The following is an 18,682-nucleotide window of genomic DNA, read 5'->3' on the forward strand; positions in this document are numbered from 1 at the left end:
TGCATTGGTTGCATTGGCCGGATTGGGCGTCTTGGACGGCGGGGTTCTCTGACGATGGCGCAGCGATTCGGCGGGAAATACAGCCCCGACGCGCCCTCCCCTGGGCAAGCAGCAAAGGCGCCCGCGCTCGCGCCGCCCCTGCCCGGACGCGCGCGAATCCAGGTGCTCATGGGCCTTGCCATCCTGCCAGTGGCGACCTCGCTGATGCAGGACGGGGCCATTGCCCTCGCGGGAAATCTTTTGTCCGGCGCGGCGATCTTTGCGGGTGCTGTCGTGACGCGCGAAGGCTTGAAGGCCGAGGCCGCTTGGACCACTCGCAAGATCGCCCGCCGCCCCGCCGTTCCGCGCAAAATCTTGGGCGGCGTGCTTGTGGGCTTGGGCGTCGCGCTCGGCTCCATGACCGGGTTATCGGGCCTGCTGGCTGCTGTGGTCTACGGGGCCGTCGCGCTTGGCCTGCACCTGACCGCCTTTGGGCTCGATCCGATGCGGGACAAGGGGATGGAGGGGGTCGATGCCTTCCAGACCGATCGCGTCGCCCGCACCATCGAAGAGGCCGAAAAGCACTTGGCCGCGATGAAAGACGCTGTCCTGCGCGCCCGCGACCGGGAGGCCGAACGGCGCGTTGACCTGGTCATCGCGCAAGCCCGAGAGATGTTTCGCGCGGTCGAAGACGACCCCCGCGATCTGTCGACGGCGCGCAAGTATCTGGGCGTCTACCTGATGGGGGCACGGGACGCGACGGCCAAGTTCGCGGACGTCTACGCCCAGACCAAAGACGCCGCCGTTAAGGCTGACTACTTCGCTCTGCTCGATGATCTGGAGCGGGGGATGGAAGCCAAACGAGAGACATTGCTGATTACGGATCGGACCGATCTGGACGTTGAAATTGAAGTTCTGCGGGACCGTCTGAAACGAGATGGCCTGCCCACCGGGGAGTAAGCACATGGACACCAAGACCCGCAGCGAAGCCGCAGCGATCACCCAGGACGTGGAGGCCGCAGCCGCCAACACATTGGCCGAGCCCGGCACGGATATCGTTTCCCTGGACCAAGCCCCTGCCCCCGTCGCCGAGGACATCCGCAAAAGGATGGACGAGATCGACATGACCAATACGCAGTCGATCATCGAATTCGGCTCCGGTGCCCAAGTGGAGCTGCAGCAGATCAGCCAGGCCATGCTCGCGGACGTCAAGAACAAAGATGTCGGGCCTGCGGGCGACAGCCTCCGGTCCATCGTGTCCACCATCCGGGGCTTCTCGGTTAGCGAATTGGACGTGCGCCGCAAACAATCGTTCTGGGAAAAACTGATGGGTCGCGCCGCACCGTTTTCCAAGTTCGTGTCCCGGTTCGAGGACGTTCAGGGGCAAATCGACAAGGTGACCGATGACCTGCTCAAGCATGAGCACGTGCTGCTTAAGGACATAAAATCCCTCGACAAACTCTATGAAAAGACGCTCGATTTCTATGAGCAACTGGGCCTCTATATCTCCGCCGGCGAGGCCAAACTGGCAGAGTTGGACGCCACGACCATCCCCGCCAAGGAAAGGGCGGTCGCGGCCTTGCCCGAAGACGACAAGATGATCGGCAGCCAGGAATTGCGCGACCTGCGCGCCGCCCGCGACGACCTAGAACGCCGCGTCCATGACCTGAAACTGACGCGCCAAGTGACGATGCAGTCCCTGCCCTCAATCCGGCTGGTCCAGGAAAACGACAAGAGCCTGGTCACCAAGATCAACTCCACCCTCGTCAACACGGTGCCCCTTTGGGAAACGCAACTGGCCCAGGCCGTGACCATCCAACGCTCCCGCGAGGCCGCCGAGGCGGTGCGCGATGCCAACGACCTGACGAATGAGTTGCTGACGGCCAACGCCAAGAACCTGCGGGAAGCCAACAAGGTCGTCCGCACGGAAATGGAGCGTGGCGTGTTCGACATCGCAGCGGTCCGCCAGGCCAACGAAGACTTGGTCGCCACCATCAATGAAAGCCTCCAGATCGCGGATGAGGGGAAAGCCCGCCGCGCGGAGGCCGAGCGCGAGTTGGAAACGATGGAGAAAGACCTCCGCGAGACCTTGGCATCAGCCAAGGCGCGTGGCGACGGGACGGGCGACAACGCTGGAACTGCGGTTCCCGCCACATAATGATCGACCGCCTCGTTCTCTGCGGTGCGGTGGCCGGACTCCTGGCCGCGTGTCAGCCCACGGCCGTCGCGCCGCCTGTCGCCCCCTCGCCCGTGCCGACCGCGCGGCCAGCCATTGCGCCGCCAGCCCCGGAAGCGGTACCGCCCTCCAGGGCCAGCATTTCCGCTGCGCTGTTTTACCGGCGGTTGGAGCAACGCCTGCTGACAGAGGGGCTGTTGCGCACCGACGGGGGTGGGCCAGACACGGCCTTTGGCCCCGACACCTTGGCCCGCAACTTTGAACGCATCGCCCTGTTTTCAGAATACGTGCAGGTGGGCGGTCGCTACGTGGCGCAGCAGAGCCGCGCACAATTGCGCCGCTGGGCTGTTCCCGTCCGGGTGCAACTCCACTTTGGCGCATCGGTCAGCGCGGATCGCCGGGCGCAAGACTCCGCGACAGTCCGGTCCTACGTCGCACGACTGCGCCGGGTGAGCGGCCATCCCATCAACGTCGTAAATTCTGGTGGGAACTACCATCTCTTCATCGTCAACCTCGACGAACAACGCACCCTCGGCCCGCAGATCAGCGCCGCTGAACCCGGCCTGAGCCGGAGCACGGTCGCGGAGATCACTGGCTTGGGCAAATCGACCTATTGCGCGGTCTATGCCTCTTCGACCTCGGCAAACCCAAACACCTATGTCTCCGCGATTTCGCTGATCCGCACGGAGCATCCGGATCTCATGCGGCAGGCCTGCTATCACGAGGAAATCGCCCAGGGGCTTGGCCTTGCCAATGACAGCCCTGCCGTGCGGCCCTCGATCTTCAATGACGACGAAGAATTCGCCTTATTGACCCGCCACGATGAGTTGCTGCTGCGCATTCTTTATGACCGCCGCCTGTCGGTCGGCATGACAGCGGACGAGGCCCGCCCCATCGTCCAACAAATCGCCCGGGAACTCGTGAGCGGGCGCCTGTGACCCGCGATTTGTTTCAACAGACGCAGCGAATGCCTATATCACCCTGTGCGACGCCGCGAGGAGAGACCCATGCCCATCTTTGATTTCCTATCCGGTCAGTTCATCGACGTTATCGAGTGGACCGACGACAGCCGTGACACGCTGGTCCACCGGTTCGAACGCCACGGGCACGAGATCAAATACGGCGCCAAGCTCACGGTTCGCGAGGGGCAAGCGGCGGTCTTCATCCACGAAGGCCAATTGGCAGATGTATTCCTGCCCGGTCTCTACATGCTTGAGACCAACAACATGCCGATCATGACCACGCTCCAGCACTGGGATCATGGCTTCAAGTCGCCCTTCAAATCCGAGATCTATTTCGTCTCGACGACCCGGATGACCGACCTGAAGTGGGGCACGAAAAACCCCATCACCCTGCGCGATCCGGAGTTCGGTCCGGTCCGCTTGCGGGCCTTCGGGACCTACACAATTAAGGTCGCCGATCCAGCGAAGTTCATGACCGAGATCGTCGGCACCGACGGCGAATTCACCCGCGACGAGATCCAATACCAGATCCGCAATATGATCGTACAATCGGCCAGCCGCGCCCTGGCTGGCAGCCGGATCCCCGTCCTGGATATGGCCGCCAATACCGACGACCTCGGCAAGATCGTCGCCGAACAGATCAGCGCGACCATCGCCGATTACGGTCTGGCTGTTCCGGAACTCTACATCGAGAACGTGTCGCTCCCCCCGGCGGTCGAGGAGGCTTTGGACAAACGCACCTCGATGGGTGTCCTGGGCGATCTGTCCAAGTACCAGCAATATGCCACGGCGGAGGCCATGCAGACCGCAGCCGCCACGCCCAACTCCGGTATGGGGGCCGGACTTGGCATGGGAATGGGCATGGGAATGGCCCAGCAAATGGCAAACCCCGGCCCCTGGGGCGCCGCCCCCCAGCCTGCGGCGGCCGCCCCTGCGCCGCCACCCCCGCCGGTCGAACATGTCTGGCATATTGCCGAAGGCGGCGCGACCAAGGGCCCCTTCAGCAAGGCGCGCCTTGGCCGTATGGTCACCGATGGCGAGGTGACGCGCGAAACCTACGTCTGGACCCAAGGCCAGGATGGCTGGAAAAAGGCCGATGACGTGGATGAGTTGGCACAACTCTTCACGGTGATGCCGCCCCCACCGCCCCCCGGCATTTAACGCGACGCCGCGCCATGGCTGCCAAAGGTCCCCAGGCCCTGCGCCCAATCGTGATGGCGCTGCATTGGGCCACCCTGCCGGTTATCGTCGCCTGGTTGGTGGGCAGTTTGCCAAGCTGGGCACTGGCCGGTCACGCCGCCGGTTGGATCGCCATCACGGTGATCTGGGGCCTGCGAGGGGGCGCGTCGCCTGCCCTGACCGGTTGGCTCCGCCGCGTCCCGCAAGCCTCCCACGTCGCGCTGCTGATCCTCTACGGTGCAGGCGCGGTCCTCGCCCTCCTCGATATACCAGCCGCGCGCAGCTTGCTCATCGGGACACTCGGCTTCGGGGCCTTGCACGGCGTTTTCAACCTCTGGCGCTCCAGCGTCTTAGGCGATGGCTGCATCCGCCGCATGACACCGAAAGTCCTACACTAACCGACGCTCACCTTCGGTTAAGGTTAACGCGACCGCCCCCATTCGATGTTCCCCAAATATGCTGGGGGGCCGCAAGGCGGGGGCAAAGCCCCCTCCACGGGACGTCCCAGGCGCCGCGCCGGTCAGCCCCCCTAGCCAAAGGGAGGGTCTCGCGGCACACTCCGAACCATGCAGATGCCCACCAGACGTGCCGCCCTCAAGGTCCTCCACTGGACGGTTGTGCCCTTTTTCGTTTGGTTTCTTGTGGTCACCCCTGCTGATGTGGCCCGCGTTGGCAGCTGGGCGATTACGCTGCATTCGGTCTTCGGTCTGATCTTCGTCACCCTAGCCTTGATCTGGACGGCAGACCTGTTGTGGCGCGGTCTCGCGTCTCGGCCCGGCCCAAAGCTGACGGGACGGGCAAGACAGATCCATAGGCCCCTGCATCTGACATTGATTTGGGGGCTGTTCGGTGTGGCGTTCACCGGCTTTCTGCTGGGCCTCACGGCCTCGCGCGTTCTCATGGCTGGAACCGTCCTACCCATCGCACCGCCCCTGGGGCTGGAGACTGCAAACCATTGGGTTGGGGTCATCCATACGGTCGAGTTCTACGGCCTCGGTGCGGTTGCTGCCTTCCATGCCGCCTATCACATCTGGCGCCATGTTCGGTTGCGCGATAACGCCTTACGCATCATGACGCCGAAACCGCTCCAGAGGTTCCTATGAAGGTCCCGACCGTGGGGGGCCGCCCCGCCCCACCGCCGCCGCCCCAAACGGAAGAACATCGTTTTCCCTGCGACGCTTGCGGCGGGGACATGCGGTTCGATCCAGGCGATGATCGGATGATCTGCGACCACTGCGGCAACGTCGAGGCCCTGCGCAGACAAAGCCCCGGCGCGATCCAGGAAATCGACATCCGCAAAGGCTTGGACACAGCCGCCCGCGATGCCGAGGAAGAGGTCACCCGCGTGCTGTCCTGTCCGAATTGCGCCGCCCAGGTGGAGTTCGACCCCGCTGTCCATGCCGCCGAATGTCCGTTCTGCGCCACGCCGGTTGTCACGGATACGGGCACCAACCGGCATATCAAACCCGCCGCCGTGGGCCCCTTTGTCCTGGAGGAGCGGGAGGCCCATGACGCCATGGACGCCTGGCTCGGCAGTCTCTGGTTTGCGCCCAATGGCCTGCAGAAATATGCGCGCAAGGGACAGAAGATGTCGGGCATCTATGTCCCCTTTTGGACAATCGACGCCCAGACAGAGACGGCCTATCGCGGCCAGCGCGGCGATACCTACTACGTCACACGAACGGTCATGCGGGACGGCAAACCCCAACAGGTGCGGGTGCCCAAGATCCGCTGGACCCCAAAACGGGGCCGGGTCGCCCGGTTTTTTGACGATGTCCTGGTCCTGGCCTCCACCTCATTGCCAAAGCAGCATACCGATGCGCTGGAGCCTTGGGACCTGGCGGGGCTGGCACCCTATGCCCCACAGTACCTCGCCGGGTTTCGGGCCGAGGCCTACTCCATAGACCTGAAAGACGGCCTAGCCGAAGCCAAAGCGCGGATGGATGCAGTCATCGCCCGCGACGTGCGCATGGATATTGGAGGCGATCAGCAGCGTATCGACGCATTGCAAACCCAAATGTCCGCGGTCACTTTCAAGCATGTGCTGCTGCCGGTCTGGGTCGCGGCCTACAAGTACCGGGGCAAATCCTACCGCTTTGTGGTCAACGGTCAGTCCGGACGTGTCCAGGGAGAGCGGCCCTATTCCGCGATCAAAATCGCACTCGCCGTCATCGCCGCCATCATCGTGGCAGGCATCGCAGCAGTCCTCTATCAGGGTGGCTAAACACCAAAGCGCCGGTCTGCATCACAAAGGGACGGTGACGTACTGGCCGCGACGTCACGTGGGCGGTACGCCGAGCAAAACCGGGAGGAAAGGTCATGATCCTGTGCGCGGGCGAAGCCCTGATCGACATGTTGCCGCGAGACACGGCCGATGGTCCCGGGTTTTTGCCCCAGACGGGGGGCGCGGTCTTTAACACCGCCATCGCACTCGGGCGGCTGGGGGCGCCGGTGGGCCTGTTCACCGGTCTGTCCGACGACCTGTTTGGCGCAAGACTGGCGGCGGATTTAGCCGCCTCTCAAGTTGTGAACCGCGCCGCAGTCCATGACCGACCCACGACGCTGGCCTTCGTGACCCTGACAGATGGCCATGCGGACTATGCGTTCTATGACGAAAACACGGCTGGCCGAATGGTGGCCCCTGCCGACCTGCCCGAGATGTCTGATGTCACCGCGCTGTTCGTTGGCGGCATCTCCCTCGCGGTAGAACCTTGTGCCCAAACCTACGAGGGGTTGGCCCTGGGGCACGCGCATCTGCCGATCATGCTCGACCCCAATATTCGTCCGGGCTTCATACGCAACGAAGCGACCTTCCGCGCGCGGATGGAGCGGATGTTGGCGGCGGCGAATATCGTGAAGGTATCGGACGAGGATCTGGCATGGCTCGGCATGGCGCCGGAGGATATTCTATCGCTAGGCGTGGGCATTCTGTGCCTGACAGAAGGATCCGAGGGCGTGACAGCGATCACCCGGACCGGTCGGGTGCAGGTTCCAGCCGAACGGGTCGAGGTCGTCGATACCGTCGGCGCGGGCGATACGTTCAACGCGGGCTTTCTGGCCGGACTACAGCGGGCGGGCGCGCTTACGAAATCCGTCCCGTCCGAGAAGGTCCTGCGCAACGCCCTGACGCTTGGGGTACAAGCGGCGGCCATCACGGTCGGGCGGGCGGGGGCAAACCCGCCCTGGGCGTCGGAGTTGGCCGCGACATGAAAGCGGTTGTGCAAAGGGTCCAAGAGGCACACGTGGATATCGATGGCCAGACTGTCGGCGCCACGGGTCCCGGCCTATTGATCCTCGTCTGCGCCATGGGGGGCGATACGACGGCGAACGCCGATGCTCTGGCGGGGCGGATCGCCAAGCTGCGGATCTTTCGCGACGAGACGGGCCGTATGAACCGCTCCGTTCTCGACACCAAGGGAAGCGCTCTGGTCGTCAGCCAGTTTACGCTGGCCGCAGATACGTCGCGCGGGAACCGTCCCGGCTTCGCGGACGCGGCCCCACCCGAGGAAGGCGAGCGCCTCTACGAACGGTTTGTGTCAGCCCTGCGCGACCAAGGGGTGCCGGTCGAGACGGGTCGGTTCGGCGCGGACATGGCGGTTCACCTGATTAACGATGGCCCCGTCACAATCCCGATCGAGCGATGATCGGCCGTCACCTCATCCTGGAACATTGGGGCGGCATCACCGACCCCGCGACCGTGGAACGTTCCTTGCACGGCGCCGCCCGAGCGGCCGGGGCAACCGTTTTGTCAGCCCATTTCCATCCCTTTGAGGGCGGGGGCGTCACGGGTGTTCTGCTGCTGGCGGAGAGCCACATCACAATCCACACCTGGCCCGAGCAATCCTATGCGGCGTTGGACCTGTTCATGTGTGGCGCGGCCAAGGTCGAGGTCGCTGCGGACCACTTGGACCGCGTGTTGCGTCCTTCGCGGTCCGACAGACGCGTGCTAGAGCGAGGTGTTTCGCTGCCCCTACCCCAAGACTGAGGGGTTGGCCCAGGTGCCGGGACAGGCGGCGAGCTACCGGAACCAAGCGTTCCAACCCGCCTCATACGCCCGCGGCAGCGGATGGGTGGACAGCGTGTTGACCGGCACCGGGCGCGGCCCCGTGTCGGGATCGAACACTTGGGACGCGGCCCAGACCTGCGGGGTCAGGTGGCGAAGGTCACTCGGGTAAGGCGCCTGACGCGGGACCATTCCGGTGGGACGTGCCATGGCGAACCCCCAGAGACCAAAGCTGGGCACATATGACTGGTAAGCGGTCACCGACCATTCCTGCCCCAGGGTCTCCGCCACGATCCAAAAGGCATCCGCCGCGAACATGGGGGACCCCGCCTGGGTCACCACGATTCCCTGTGCCGACAGACGCGCCGCCAAGAGGCGGTAGAACTCCGCCGTATAAAGACGCGACAGCGAGAGGTTTTTCGGGTCAGGCAGGTCCAAGATCGCGACGTCATAGGCGCTCTCCGTATCCCGGACCCATGTGAAGGCGTCGGCATTGACCACTTCCACCCGTGGGTCTCGCAAAGCGAAGCCATTCAATCCAGCCAGATCGTCCCGGTCCCGAAACAGGCGCGTCACGTCCGGATCCAGATCGACCAAGGTGACGGCCTCCACGTCTGGCCAGCGCAGCACCTCGCGCACGGCCATGCCATCGCCCCCTCCCATGACAAGCACCCTTGCCCGGCGGGGCGCCTGGGCCATCGCCGGATGAACCAGCGGTTCGTGGTATCGGTGTTCGTCGCCCGTATCGAACTGCACGGCCCCATCCAGAAACAGCCGCGTGCGGCCCTGGAACCGCGTCACGGTGATCTGTTGATAGGTCGAGCGTGTGTTCAGGACGATCTCATCCTCATAAAGGCGCGCGTCCAGGGCCCCGGCGATGGGCCCCGACCACGCCAGCGCGCCCAGCACCAGGGCCGTGGACAGGCCCCAACCGCCCCACGTCGCCCGTCCCAAGCGGTGGCGGAACAGCCACAGCGTCCCCCCCGCCACAGCCAAGTTGAGCAGGCCGAACACCAGTCCCGCCGCCACGAGGGACAGGTGCGGCACGATCAGCACCGGGAACGCCAGCGAGGCCACAAGCGCGCCCAGGTAATCCACTGACAGGACGTTTTCGAACCGAAACTGACCCGCGCCGATGTCCTTCAGGATGCGGGCCAGGAGCGGGATCTCCATCCCCGACAGAACGCCGACCGCGATCAGCGCCCCATATAACGGCAAGGCCACGCTGCCGACCGTGGCATAGGCGTAAAAGGTCACCAGCGCCGCGCAGCCACCAATCAGGCCCAAACCAATCTGCGCTCGCACGAAACCGGCGACAGGGTCTGTCACGAACCGGGACACCCAGGCGCCCACACCCATGGCCGACAGGAAGATCCCGATCACAAAGCTAAACTGCCGGACCGAGTCCCCCAGCAGGTAGCTGGAGACCGTCGCCGCAATCAGCTCATAGATCAGGCCCGCAACGGCCACCACAAGGGTGGTCGCCAACAGCCAGACTTCGGTCGCGCGGGCCGGGGCCAAAGTCATCGCACAGATCGTCCGGCGGTCAGGTGCGGATCACGGCCGCGATGATGATCGCAAGGGCAAGAAACATGGCGCCCATGACAATGGCGATGGCCATGTTCTGGTCCTCCTCCAGCTCTTTCCGAAGGCTGAAGGGCGTCAGCAGTTCAATCAACCACCAACACGCCAGCATCAGGAAGAGGCCGAAAAAGGAGTAAAAGATCGTGCCGACCACTTCGGCAAAGATGATGTTCTCGAACGCAGCCATGCCGCCCCCTTCCAAGTTTCTACTTCACCCGCACGCGGGCCACGCCAACGCCGCCGCCGGAGCCTGTGCGGACCGAGCCGACACCCGTGTCAGAACTGACCGCTCCGATCCCATACCAGGAGGCATAGCCCGCCCCCCCAAGGATCAGAAGCGAGATAGCCATGACTATGATGCGCGTGCCCATCCGTCAGTCGTCCTCTTCGACCCAATCGCTGCCATTCCAGCGCAGCATGCGATGCCGCCAGCTAGATGACAGCGTCCAGAGCGTGGCCATCCCGAACAAAGCCGCCGCGCCCCAGGTCCAGATCGACGCGCCCTGTCCCTCCTGCAAGGTCAAGCGCAGGGGCGCCGGCTGGGCGCGGGGCGAGGCCTCGGCCAGGGCCACATCGAGGCGGTAATCGCCCGAGACCGTCGGCTGGAATACGAGGCTTTCGTAGCGGCTGCCCTCGCTCCAGGCATCGTCGCCCGACCCGCCGGAGTAATAGCTGATCGCCCGCCCCGTCTCGGCCAAGACTTGCCCCGTGGGATCCACGATGGTCATCTCGTATTCCGCCCAAGCCTGACTGAGATCCTGGTAGAATTGCAAACCAACGGGACGATCCACAACCGCGATCGGAATGGTCAAGCTGGGTGGCAGTTGATCCGGTGTGCCTTGGAACAGAACCTCGCGCCCGCCGCCCTCCATCACGATGATGGCCAGCAGCACGGAGATCACGGTCAGAACACCAAACCAGCTGGCATAGAACCGTTTGCCCGGCGCAGGCTCATAGGGTTGGAGGGCATGGACCTTGGAAGGACGAGGCAGCTCTACCCCAAAGGCCGCCGCAGCCTCTGGAAAGTAGCGGGTGGTTTCGATCTCCCGCTCCTCCGAGTGGGCATAAGCAATCATGTGGTCGCTGAACCGCCCCTCGGGCATGAGCGAGATCGAGGTCCCGCGATGTCCGACCTCGGGGCGCCAGGTGAACTCGCCCTCGACGAAGTCGACCTTCCAATTCGTGGTGGCGTAATAGACGTAGGTCTCTCCGCGCCAGAACCGACTGGGGCGCGTCTCGGCGCGGGCGACGTCACGGTCCGTGACGAAGGAGCCGTCGGGCCAATCCCGTATCTTGCGCGTCAACAGGATATGACCGTCTTCCAATGTCAGCCAAGCATAGCCATGGGTCGGTGAATACAGGATGTGGTCGACCCAATGGGCCACGCCACCGTCCCAAGCCTCTTGCAAGCCCAGGATGCCGATGATGGTAAAGGTCACGCCATCGATCTGACCTGTCATGCCGAGTTTGAACGGCGTCTCCGGCCGCTTCAGCCCCGCATGAACCGACAGGACGGCGTAAGCGTCTGTCGCATCCAACCGCGCTCCGCAATAGCCGCAGACCTGGGTGACCACCCTGCCCCCGCCCAGAACCTCAAGCCCGGCACCGCAATTGGTGCAGTTGATGGCGCTGATCGTGCCGGTCATAGGACCCGCCGCACATCAAAGGGGTCGATCCAATGCCCGGCAAACCAGGCAATGCCCCCATCCCAGATTTCGCCAGAGAGGAACGCTCCACGCGGTCCAGAAAAGTTGGCAAACAAATGGGTATCGCCGATGGCAACCGGCTCGGGCAGTTGGCCGCGAAAGGCGATGGCCTTGGCATTGCTCACCTCGGAACAGGCATAGAACACGCCGTTAGAGGAGACCTCCGCGCCCAGGCGAAACACCTCCCGCCCGCCTTGGGGCATACGGCTTGGCGGAACCTCCCGTTGCAGAACAACGTCACCTTCGTCGACGGAGACCCACGCGAGGCCCCCCGTGGTTCCCAGCGTCCCGTGGTATTCATCCCAGTGACCGCGCCCATAGTCGTAGCGCACGTGCCCGGACGCGACGAATGCCCCATGGCTGCCCAACTCTACGGGGACGCCAATTCCGATCAACTCCGGCGCCTCCAACATCTCGCCCGCCTCGCCCGCCTTGCGAAGGACCGCATCCTCCAACACCACAGAGGAGCCACAGAACTCGCAGTTCACCATACGGGCGTGGGCCAGCATCTCTGGCAAGGCGGCCCCGCAATTGGGGCAGGAGGAGGCGGGATTACCTTGTGTCACGCGCGCCAGGATACCCTTACCGCGCCGCGACGGAACCCCCTGGTTCGAGCATTTCAAAAGCTTCGGCAAAGAAAGTTTCGGTTCCGAAGTTCCCCGACTTCAGCGCAATGGCCACACCGTCCCCGGCAAAGCACCAGGGAACCCCTGGGGCGATCTCCGGACCGACCCGCAGGCGATCCACCTGCAAGGCGCGGGTCACGGCACCGCTGGTCTCACCACCTGCGACAACGATCTGGCCGATGCCGCGATCGATGGCGTCTCGGGCCAGTTGGGCCAGCGCATCCTCGACCAAGGCCCCTGCACGCGCCACGCCGAGCGCGTCCTGCGCGGCTTGAACGGCTTTGGGTTCGGCGGTTGCGAAGATGATCTTATGGGCCTCGGCGGGCTGCGCGACCAGCCAGGCCCGCGCATCGGCCAAACCACCTTTCGACAGTTCCTGGGGGTCCAGCCGGTAGCCGTTGGCCTGCCGCAGGTAGGACCCGACTTGCGCCCGTGTCATCGCCGAACAGGACCCCGACAGCACGATCCTTCCACCCCGCACGGGCGGCATCGGCTCCGCCGCTGTGTGGGGCAAAGCACCTCCGGCGCGCCAGATCTTTGGCAAGCGCTCCGCAATGGCAGAGCCGCCGCAGATCAGGGCCATGTCCTGTGCCGCCTGGGCCAGGGTCGAGAGGTCTGTGTCCTCCACCGAATCGACAACCATGTGCCCCCGGGCGTCCGAGAGCGTGGCGGACACCGCATCCACCCCTGCCCGCACCGTCGGGAAGGCCACGAGCCCAACATCCCGCTTCACCTGTGGGCGCAACAAGCGCGGCACGCTGGCATCGCGCATGGGCGTCAAAGGGTGATCCTTCATGGGCGATTCATCGAGGGGCAGGTCACCAACAAACAAACGGCCCATGAACACGCGGCGCCCGTTTTCCGGGAAGGCAGGACAATGGATCGTGACGTCTGTTCGCAGGTCCGACATCAGCGCATCGGCCACGGGACCAATATTGCCGCGCGTCGTGGAATCAAAGGTCGAGCAGTATTTCCAAAAGACACGCCTCGCCCCCTGATCGCGCAACCAGCGGAGCGCTGCACGGGCCTCATGCACCGCATCTTCCACTGGGGCCGTTCGGATTTTGAGGGCGATGACCTCGAAGGCAGAAGCCTCCTCATCCCCAACAGGCACACCGATGCGTAACGTGACGGGAACGCCCGCCCGCGACAGCATCGCGGCCAGATCGCTCGCGCCCGTGAAATCATCGGCAATCGCACCGAAGAAAGCCGCGGCCATAATCTCCTCCCCTAAGGCATTAACCGTGCCTGCAGGTCGTGGCCGTTGGGAAGTGTCTCGTTAAGTGAGCCGCCGTTTTCCCGGGAGGTGATGCAGGAAGGACGCGCGATGGCGTCCTGTCGGTTCGGGTTGCTGGATCATTCTGCGCCGCCTACCCTCCGATCAACAGGCACCCGACGGAGACAACGTCCATGAAGTACTTTTTGACCGCCACGGCCTTGGCGACGCTGTCTGCGGCCCCGGCTCTGGCACAAGCCCCGATTTGCGGCGGCATAAGTCTGGTGGGTGAATGGGTCGGCGGCACGCCGGAGGCATCGGACCTCGTCACCGCAACCGAGGCCTTCGATGCGGACGGTCAGGTGCCCATCGCGGGGCACCTCGTGCGGATGTTCACGCTGTCCGAGGACGCGGGTATCCGAGTTGAGGTGGCGGCCCGACCGGCGGGCGATCCCTACTTCGCACTCTATGACGCCGAAGGCACGGAGGTTGCCGCCGATGACGATTCCGGCGGCAACTTCGCCAGCAAGGTCGAGATGTCTTTGGCGGCCGGAACCTACTGCTTGGCCGCCCGAAGTTACGAAAGCGGTGTCACGGACGTCGCCGTCCGCATCGGAACACAGGCGCAGGCCCCCTTGCTGACAGGCGTCCCCGACAGTGCCGATCAAACCGAGACGCCCGAAGGCGGCGGCGGTGCCTGCGGCTCACCCGAGGTAGCGTATCTGGGCAGAGCCCTGACACCCGATCAGCTGGACGGCGGCGTCAGCGGCACTGCCAACGTCGACGCAGCCCCCGGATGGGCCTTTTCGCTGGCAGCCCCGTCTCCGGTAACGATCACCGCCGACAGCGTCACGGGCGATCCTCTGATCCGGTTGCTGGATGAGAATGGAACCCAGCTTGCGGAGAACGACGACTTTGACGGGTTGAACAGCCGGATCGATATGACCGCTCCGCTGCCCGCAGGCGACTTCTGCGTCGAAGTCGAGGATCTGAACGGATCGACCCACGATATCACGGTCGGCCTGGTGAGCTTCGATCCAGTCGCGGACCGCAAGCGCCGTCTGGATGCCGCCGAGTTCGCGCCGACCTCCACCGATGATGTGGCAATCACGGATCTGGGCACGCTCCAGTCAAGCGTCGTCAGCGACGTGATGGCGACCGCGGCGGCACAATGGCTGCGCTTTGAGATGCCCGAAGGTGGGCTCCTGGTGGCGGAGGCGATCGGGACCAACGATGCGGATCCGGCAATCGTCCTCTTTGATCGTTTGGGTCGGCGACTAGCGGAAAACGACGATGGTCCCGTCGGCTTGGACAGCTTCGTCGCGACCCGATTGCTGCCCGGCAGCTACATGGTGGCGGTCCGTCTGGTCAGCGAGCAAGGGCAAGCTCCGGTCCGGCTTTTGTTGGAACGCTACGTTCCCGCCCAGTGAGCGGCGATGACCTAGGGCTCCGCCCCGGCACACTGGCGCTGCGCCCGTATTCCGTCCAGTGGGCCATCGCCTTCGATACCTGCCGCACCGAACTAGCCGCGCATCTGCCCAGCGGCACCGTACTGCACCATATCGGTAGCACTGCGGTGCCAGGGTTGGCGGCAAAGCCCATCCTAGACCTCGCGACGGCGCTTCCGCTGGCACAGCACGACGACCTCGCAGACGTGTTGACGGGGACCGGTTGGGAAGACCGAGGACCCCGGAGCGGACGATTGTTCGTTCGAATGCGGGATGGTCTGCGGACCCACAACCTGCACGTCTATGATCTCGGAGCGCCGGACCTTGCAGACCAGTTGGCGTTCCGCGACCGGCTGCGTCGCAATGCGGGCCTACGCGCAGCCTATGCTGCAGAAAAGGAGCGGATCATCCAGCGTGGAACAGCGCGCGCAGATTATGCCGACGCCAAGACGGACTTCATTTTGCGCGCCCTGCGGGACCCTACTTATTCATCTTAGACAACATCGCCTGCATCTCGGCCAACTGCTTGCGGATGGCGTCCAACTCCTCCTTGGAGGTATCGGCATCCTCCGGTGCGTTCGGCTCCTCCGGAAGGGTGCTGCCGGGTGCACCGGCCCATCCGCCGGTCATGGCCTTGAAGAAGGCTGCCTGCTGTTCTTGCATGGCCTTGACGCCGGGCATCTGCGCCATTGGGTTAATGGCCGTCATATTCTCCATCATTTTGGACTGCCCGGATCGGAGCATCTCAAAGCTGGAGGCAAGGAAGTCAGGCACCACCGATTGCGCCGCGCCCGTGTAGGAACGGACGAGATCCGTGAGCACCGCTAGGGGCAAAACGGATTCGCCCTTCGATTCGTGCTCCGCGATGATTTGCAGCAGGTAGGAGCGGGTCAGATCATCACCTGACTTCAGGTCGACAATCTGCACCTCTCGCCCGGCGCGGATGAAGCCGGCGATGTCTTCCAGCGTGACGTAGTCACTGGTTTCCGTGTTATACAACCGGCGACTTGCATATCGTTTGATGAGCAGCGGCTTCGTATCGTCCGTCATTGCGGGGCCTTCTCGTTTGGCGGTGCAGAGAAGCCTACCGCACACGCAGCAATGCGCAAACGAAAAGGGCAGGTCGCTGAAAATAGCGACCTGCCCTGAACCTGCGCCAGTCCTCCGCGCTCTGCGGAGGACCGATCCTCTCGGACCTTACTTGGCGGTCGCAGCGGCTTTCTTGGTGGCCGTGGTGGCTTCGGCGGTCGCCTTTTTGACAGCGGCGGTCGCGTCTTCCTGGGCTTCCTTACCGGCGGCCATCATGATCTCGACCGTGTCCATCTGGACCTTCTTGGCGATCTCGGCGAAGGCGGCCATGTTTTCGGCGGCAACTTCGGCGGAGGCCGAGGCGAAGTCGGTCATCGACTTAGCGTAGTCGGCGGGCTCGTCCTTAACGGTGGCGACCGGAGCCATCTTCGACAGGGTCTCACGGGTCCACTTGTGGCTGATTTCAGCGGACTGCTCGGCGGCGTCCAGGGCGACCTTGGACATCTTCTCGGCGAAGGCGGCCTGGGTCTTGAACGCTTCGGTCATTGCCGTGGTGTCGACAGGGAAGGAACCCATCATGTCGGTCATGTACTTGGTGAAGTCAGCTTGCTTGGTCATCTCTTAAATCCCTTTGTGAGGCTTCGAGCGCATCCGCCGATCGGAGCCTCGCTGCATCTGCAAATAGACCTAAATGCTGCATCGCAGCAAATCAAGGTTTTTCTGCATCGCAGCATCGGGATTTTTGAGAAGATGCCTTCGCGAAAAAAGCGCATGTATGACGCGCACAGTGTGCGCATCCCTGAGAGCATCTGTCATCTTTACTAGACACACCTGACGCAAAGTCAACTCTGACATTGCGTCTCACTGATCCACGTCCTGCTACGCGATCTCGTGATCTTTCGATTTCACGTAGGTGCCGGGCGCTGGCGCCAAGGCAGGGTGGTTTGGCCCACCGGGTGTGCGCGCGTTGATCAACCGCCCAGACCGTTTGCGCAGCCATTCCTCCCAGCGCCCCCACCAGGACCCCTCATGGAAGGTCGCCGCCTGCATCCAGTCATCGGGCGAGTCGGCCTTCTGATCATTCACGTAGTGCCCATACTTCCCCTTTGACGGGGGATTCACGATGCCCGCGATGTGGCCGCTCTCGGACAGGATGAAGGTTTTGTCTTTGGACCCCATCTTTTTGACCGACTGCCAGGCCCCTTTCCAATGGGCGATGTGATCCGTCTCACAGGCGATGGCGCAGAGGGGCGTTTTCAGGCCGGCCAGGGTCAGGCCCGTCTCGCCCATCAAGTCAAAGCCATCACTGGCGAGTTCATTCCCGATGCACAGCTTGCGGAGGTATTCCGTCACCATCGGACCGGGCAGATTCGTGCCGTCGCCGTTCCAATAGAGCAGGTCGAAGGCGGGCGGCGCCTCGCCCAACATGTAGCTCTTGATCGCAGGGCCATAGACCAGATCACGCGAGCGCAGATAACTGAACGTCCGGCCCATAAAGAACTTGTCCAGGTAGCCCTTATTCGCGGCCTCCCGCTCGATCCCATCGACGAAATCATCGTCCAGGAACACGCCCATTTCGCCCGGGTCCTCAAAATCGGCCAGGGTCGTGAAGAAGGTCGCAGATTTCACCGAGGTGTCGCCCCGCCGCGCCATCAGGGCCAGCGTCAGCGACAGCGTCGTGCCCGCGATGCAATAGCCGATGGCATTGACCTGCTTCTGCTTGGTGACCTCCTTCACCACGTCGATGGCAGTGAGATAACCGTTTTCCACATAGTCGGTCATGGAAACATCGCGGTAGGTCGCGTCCGGGTTGACCCAGCTGACCACGAACAGCGTGTATCCCTGATCCACAATCCACTTGATGAGCGAGTTCTGCGGCTTGAGGTCCAGGATGTAGAATTTGTTGATCCACGGGGGGAAGAGGATCACCGGGGTGGACCGGACCTTTTCGGTGGTTGGCGCATATTGGATCAGCTCGAACATCCGGTTGCGGAACACCACGCTGCCTTCGGAGGTGCCGATGTTGCGCCCGACTTCAAAGGCATCCGGGTCGGACAGGGTGACCAACCAATCGCCGTGGTTCGCCTCGATATCACGCACCAGGTTTTCTAAGCCACGCACCAGGCTTTCGCCCTCCGTCTCCACGGCGCGGGCCATGGCCTCGGGGTTGGTGGCGAGGAAGTTGGTCGGCGAAAACAGATCGACGATCTGCTGACTGAAAAACTCTACCCGCTTTTTGTCACGCGCATCCAACCCCTCCAGGTCGACCACGGTGTCACGGATGGCCTGGGCGCTGATCTGGTACTGCTGCTTGAGGAAATTGTAGTAGGGATGCTCCGTCCAGAGCGGGCTGGCGAAGCGACGATCCTTCGGTTGGACGTCTTCGGGGGGAATCGGTTTGCCCGAGGTCAGCGCCGTCTGCGCTTCGACCGCGTGTTTGAGCGCCTGACCCCAATAGCCGATTTGCTTTTCGATCAGCTTTCCGGGGTTGACAGCCATCTCGGCCCAGTAAGCCGCCATCGCTTTCGCGTAGAGTTCCGGCCCCGGTCCCTGCAAACCATGGTCCGCGCTGCGTTTTGTGCCCAAGGCCGCCACGAGCCGCTTGGTCAGTTCATCCATGCGCGCGAGGTTGTCATGCAGCTTGGACAGCGCTTCGCCACCCTCGGTTGACACGGTACCTTGGTCGCAGTTGTCGGTCTTCATTTCTTGATATTCCCCAGAAATGCTGCAAGTGCTAAGCAAATCGCCACAATAGGACCACTATCGTCGGCAAA

The 18,682-nt window shown here is 63.4% G+C and carries 21 protein-coding genes; 12 read left to right on the top strand and 9 right to left on the bottom strand.

What is annotated here, in order from left to right:
* Positions 1-54 precede the first annotated feature (54 nt).
* The 10 genes from K5R33_RS00905 to speD all read left to right on the top strand — a co-directional run bounded on the left by K5R33_RS00905 (position 55) and on the right by speD (position 8,281).
* On the top strand, positions 55-939 hold the full coding sequence (locus K5R33_RS00905; RefSeq protein WP_220747087.1) for a 5-bromo-4-chloroindolyl phosphate hydrolysis family protein: 885 nt from the start codon (positions 55-57) through the stop codon (positions 937-939).
* 4 nt (positions 940-943) lie between these two features.
* Positions 944-2,137 (top strand): toxic anion resistance protein, encoded by a 1,194-nt coding sequence (locus tag K5R33_RS00910; protein WP_220747088.1) that lies wholly within the window; start codon positions 944-946, stop codon positions 2,135-2,137.
* Positions 2,137-3,093: a DUF2927 domain-containing protein gene (locus K5R33_RS00915; RefSeq protein WP_220747089.1), complete on the top strand. Its 957-nt coding sequence runs from the start codon at positions 2,137-2,139 to the stop codon at positions 3,091-3,093. The genes K5R33_RS00910 and K5R33_RS00915 overlap by 1 nt, the downstream gene beginning before the upstream one ends.
* A 69-nt stretch (positions 3,094-3,162) precedes the next feature.
* Positions 3,163-4,278, top strand: coding sequence for an SPFH domain-containing protein (locus tag K5R33_RS00920; protein ID WP_220747090.1), 1,116 nt, complete (start codon positions 3,163-3,165; stop codon positions 4,276-4,278).
* A 14-nt stretch (positions 4,279-4,292) separates the two neighbouring features.
* Positions 4,293-4,694, top strand: a complete 402-nt coding sequence (locus K5R33_RS00925) for a hypothetical protein (RefSeq protein WP_220747091.1) — start codon at positions 4,293-4,295, stop codon at positions 4,692-4,694.
* A gap of 174 nt (positions 4,695-4,868) precedes the next feature.
* Entirely contained in the window at positions 4,869-5,399 is a 531-nt protein-coding gene (locus K5R33_RS00930; protein WP_255588388.1) for a cytochrome b/b6 domain-containing protein, read from the top strand.
* Positions 5,396-6,520 (top strand): TFIIB-type zinc finger domain-containing protein, encoded by a 1,125-nt coding sequence (locus K5R33_RS00935; protein WP_220747093.1) that lies wholly within the window; start codon positions 5,396-5,398, stop codon positions 6,518-6,520. Before K5R33_RS00930 ends, K5R33_RS00935 begins: the two co-directional genes overlap by 4 nt.
* 95 nt (positions 6,521-6,615) lie before the next feature.
* The gene (locus K5R33_RS00940) at positions 6,616-7,506 is read left to right on the top strand and encodes a carbohydrate kinase family protein (protein ID WP_220747094.1); all 891 of its coding nucleotides are present in this window, start codon (positions 6,616-6,618) and stop codon (positions 7,504-7,506) included.
* A complete protein-coding gene (dtd, locus tag K5R33_RS00945; RefSeq protein ID WP_220747095.1) occupies positions 7,503-7,940 on the top strand; it encodes a D-aminoacyl-tRNA deacylase in 438 nt (145 codons plus the stop codon). Before K5R33_RS00940 ends, dtd begins: the two co-directional genes overlap by 4 nt.
* Positions 7,937-8,281 (top strand): adenosylmethionine decarboxylase, encoded by a 345-nt coding sequence (gene speD, locus K5R33_RS00950; RefSeq protein ID WP_220747096.1) that lies wholly within the window; start codon positions 7,937-7,939, stop codon positions 8,279-8,281. The genes dtd and speD overlap by 4 nt, the downstream gene beginning before the upstream one ends.
* Before the next feature lie 33 nt (positions 8,282-8,314).
* Here the strand turns inward: speD and K5R33_RS00955 are convergent, their stop codons facing one another.
* From K5R33_RS00955 to otnK, 6 genes are read right to left on the bottom strand one after another with little or no spacing between them, the layout of a single operon-like run.
* On the bottom strand, positions 8,315-9,826 hold the full coding sequence (locus K5R33_RS00955; protein ID WP_220747097.1) for a polyamine aminopropyltransferase: 1,512 nt from the start codon (positions 9,824-9,826) through the stop codon (positions 8,315-8,317).
* Between the two features lie 19 nt (positions 9,827-9,845).
* Positions 9,846-10,070, bottom strand: a complete 225-nt coding sequence (locus tag K5R33_RS00960) for a DUF350 domain-containing protein (RefSeq protein ID WP_220747098.1) — start codon at positions 10,068-10,070, stop codon at positions 9,846-9,848.
* A 19-nt stretch (positions 10,071-10,089) separates the two neighbouring features.
* Positions 10,090-10,254 (bottom strand): hypothetical protein, encoded by a 165-nt coding sequence (locus K5R33_RS00965; RefSeq protein ID WP_220747099.1) that lies wholly within the window; start codon positions 10,252-10,254, stop codon positions 10,090-10,092.
* A 3-nt stretch (positions 10,255-10,257) separates the two neighbouring features.
* Positions 10,258-11,529 (bottom strand): DUF4178 domain-containing protein, encoded by a 1,272-nt coding sequence (locus tag K5R33_RS00970; RefSeq protein ID WP_220747100.1) that lies wholly within the window; start codon positions 11,527-11,529, stop codon positions 10,258-10,260.
* On the bottom strand, positions 11,526-12,155 hold the full coding sequence (locus K5R33_RS00975; protein WP_220747101.1) for a DUF4178 domain-containing protein: 630 nt from the start codon (positions 12,153-12,155) through the stop codon (positions 11,526-11,528). Before K5R33_RS00975 ends, K5R33_RS00970 begins: the two co-directional genes overlap by 4 nt.
* A 16-nt stretch (positions 12,156-12,171) precedes the next feature.
* A complete protein-coding gene (otnK, locus tag K5R33_RS00980; RefSeq protein ID WP_220747102.1) occupies positions 12,172-13,434 on the bottom strand; it encodes a 3-oxo-tetronate kinase in 1,263 nt (420 codons plus the stop codon).
* Positions 13,435-13,625: 191 nt separating this feature from the next.
* On the opposite strand from otnK, the gene K5R33_RS00985 reads away from it, so the two are divergent.
* Positions 13,626-14,861 (top strand): PPC domain-containing protein, encoded by a 1,236-nt coding sequence (locus K5R33_RS00985; protein ID WP_220747103.1) that lies wholly within the window; start codon positions 13,626-13,628, stop codon positions 14,859-14,861.
* Positions 14,858-15,376 carry a GrpB family protein gene (locus K5R33_RS00990; RefSeq protein WP_220747104.1) on the top strand — a complete coding sequence of 173 codons (519 nt, stop codon included), beginning with the start codon at positions 14,858-14,860 and terminating at the stop codon, positions 15,374-15,376. Before K5R33_RS00985 ends, K5R33_RS00990 begins: the two co-directional genes overlap by 4 nt.
* Here K5R33_RS00990 and phaR read toward each other — a convergent pair.
* From phaR to K5R33_RS01005, 3 genes are all read right to left on the bottom strand, one after another.
* Positions 15,360-15,929, bottom strand: coding sequence for a polyhydroxyalkanoate synthesis repressor PhaR (gene phaR / locus K5R33_RS00995; protein WP_220747105.1), 570 nt, complete (start codon positions 15,927-15,929; stop codon positions 15,360-15,362). The two genes, K5R33_RS00990 and phaR, sit on opposite strands and share 17 nt — an antisense overlap.
* Before the next feature lie 147 nt (positions 15,930-16,076).
* On the bottom strand, positions 16,077-16,526 hold the full coding sequence (locus K5R33_RS01000; RefSeq protein ID WP_220747106.1) for a phasin family protein: 450 nt from the start codon (positions 16,524-16,526) through the stop codon (positions 16,077-16,079).
* A 261-nt stretch (positions 16,527-16,787) separates the two neighbouring features.
* A complete protein-coding gene (locus tag K5R33_RS01005) occupies positions 16,788-18,611 on the bottom strand; it encodes a PHA/PHB synthase family protein (RefSeq protein WP_220747107.1) in 1,824 nt (607 codons plus the stop codon).
* Positions 18,612-18,682: the final 71 nt, after the last annotated feature.

It is taken from the genome of Jannaschia pagri (genome assembly GCF_019655435.1).
In the GTDB taxonomy this organism is placed as follows: Bacteria; Pseudomonadota; Alphaproteobacteria; order Rhodobacterales; family Rhodobacteraceae; genus Jannaschia; species Jannaschia pagri.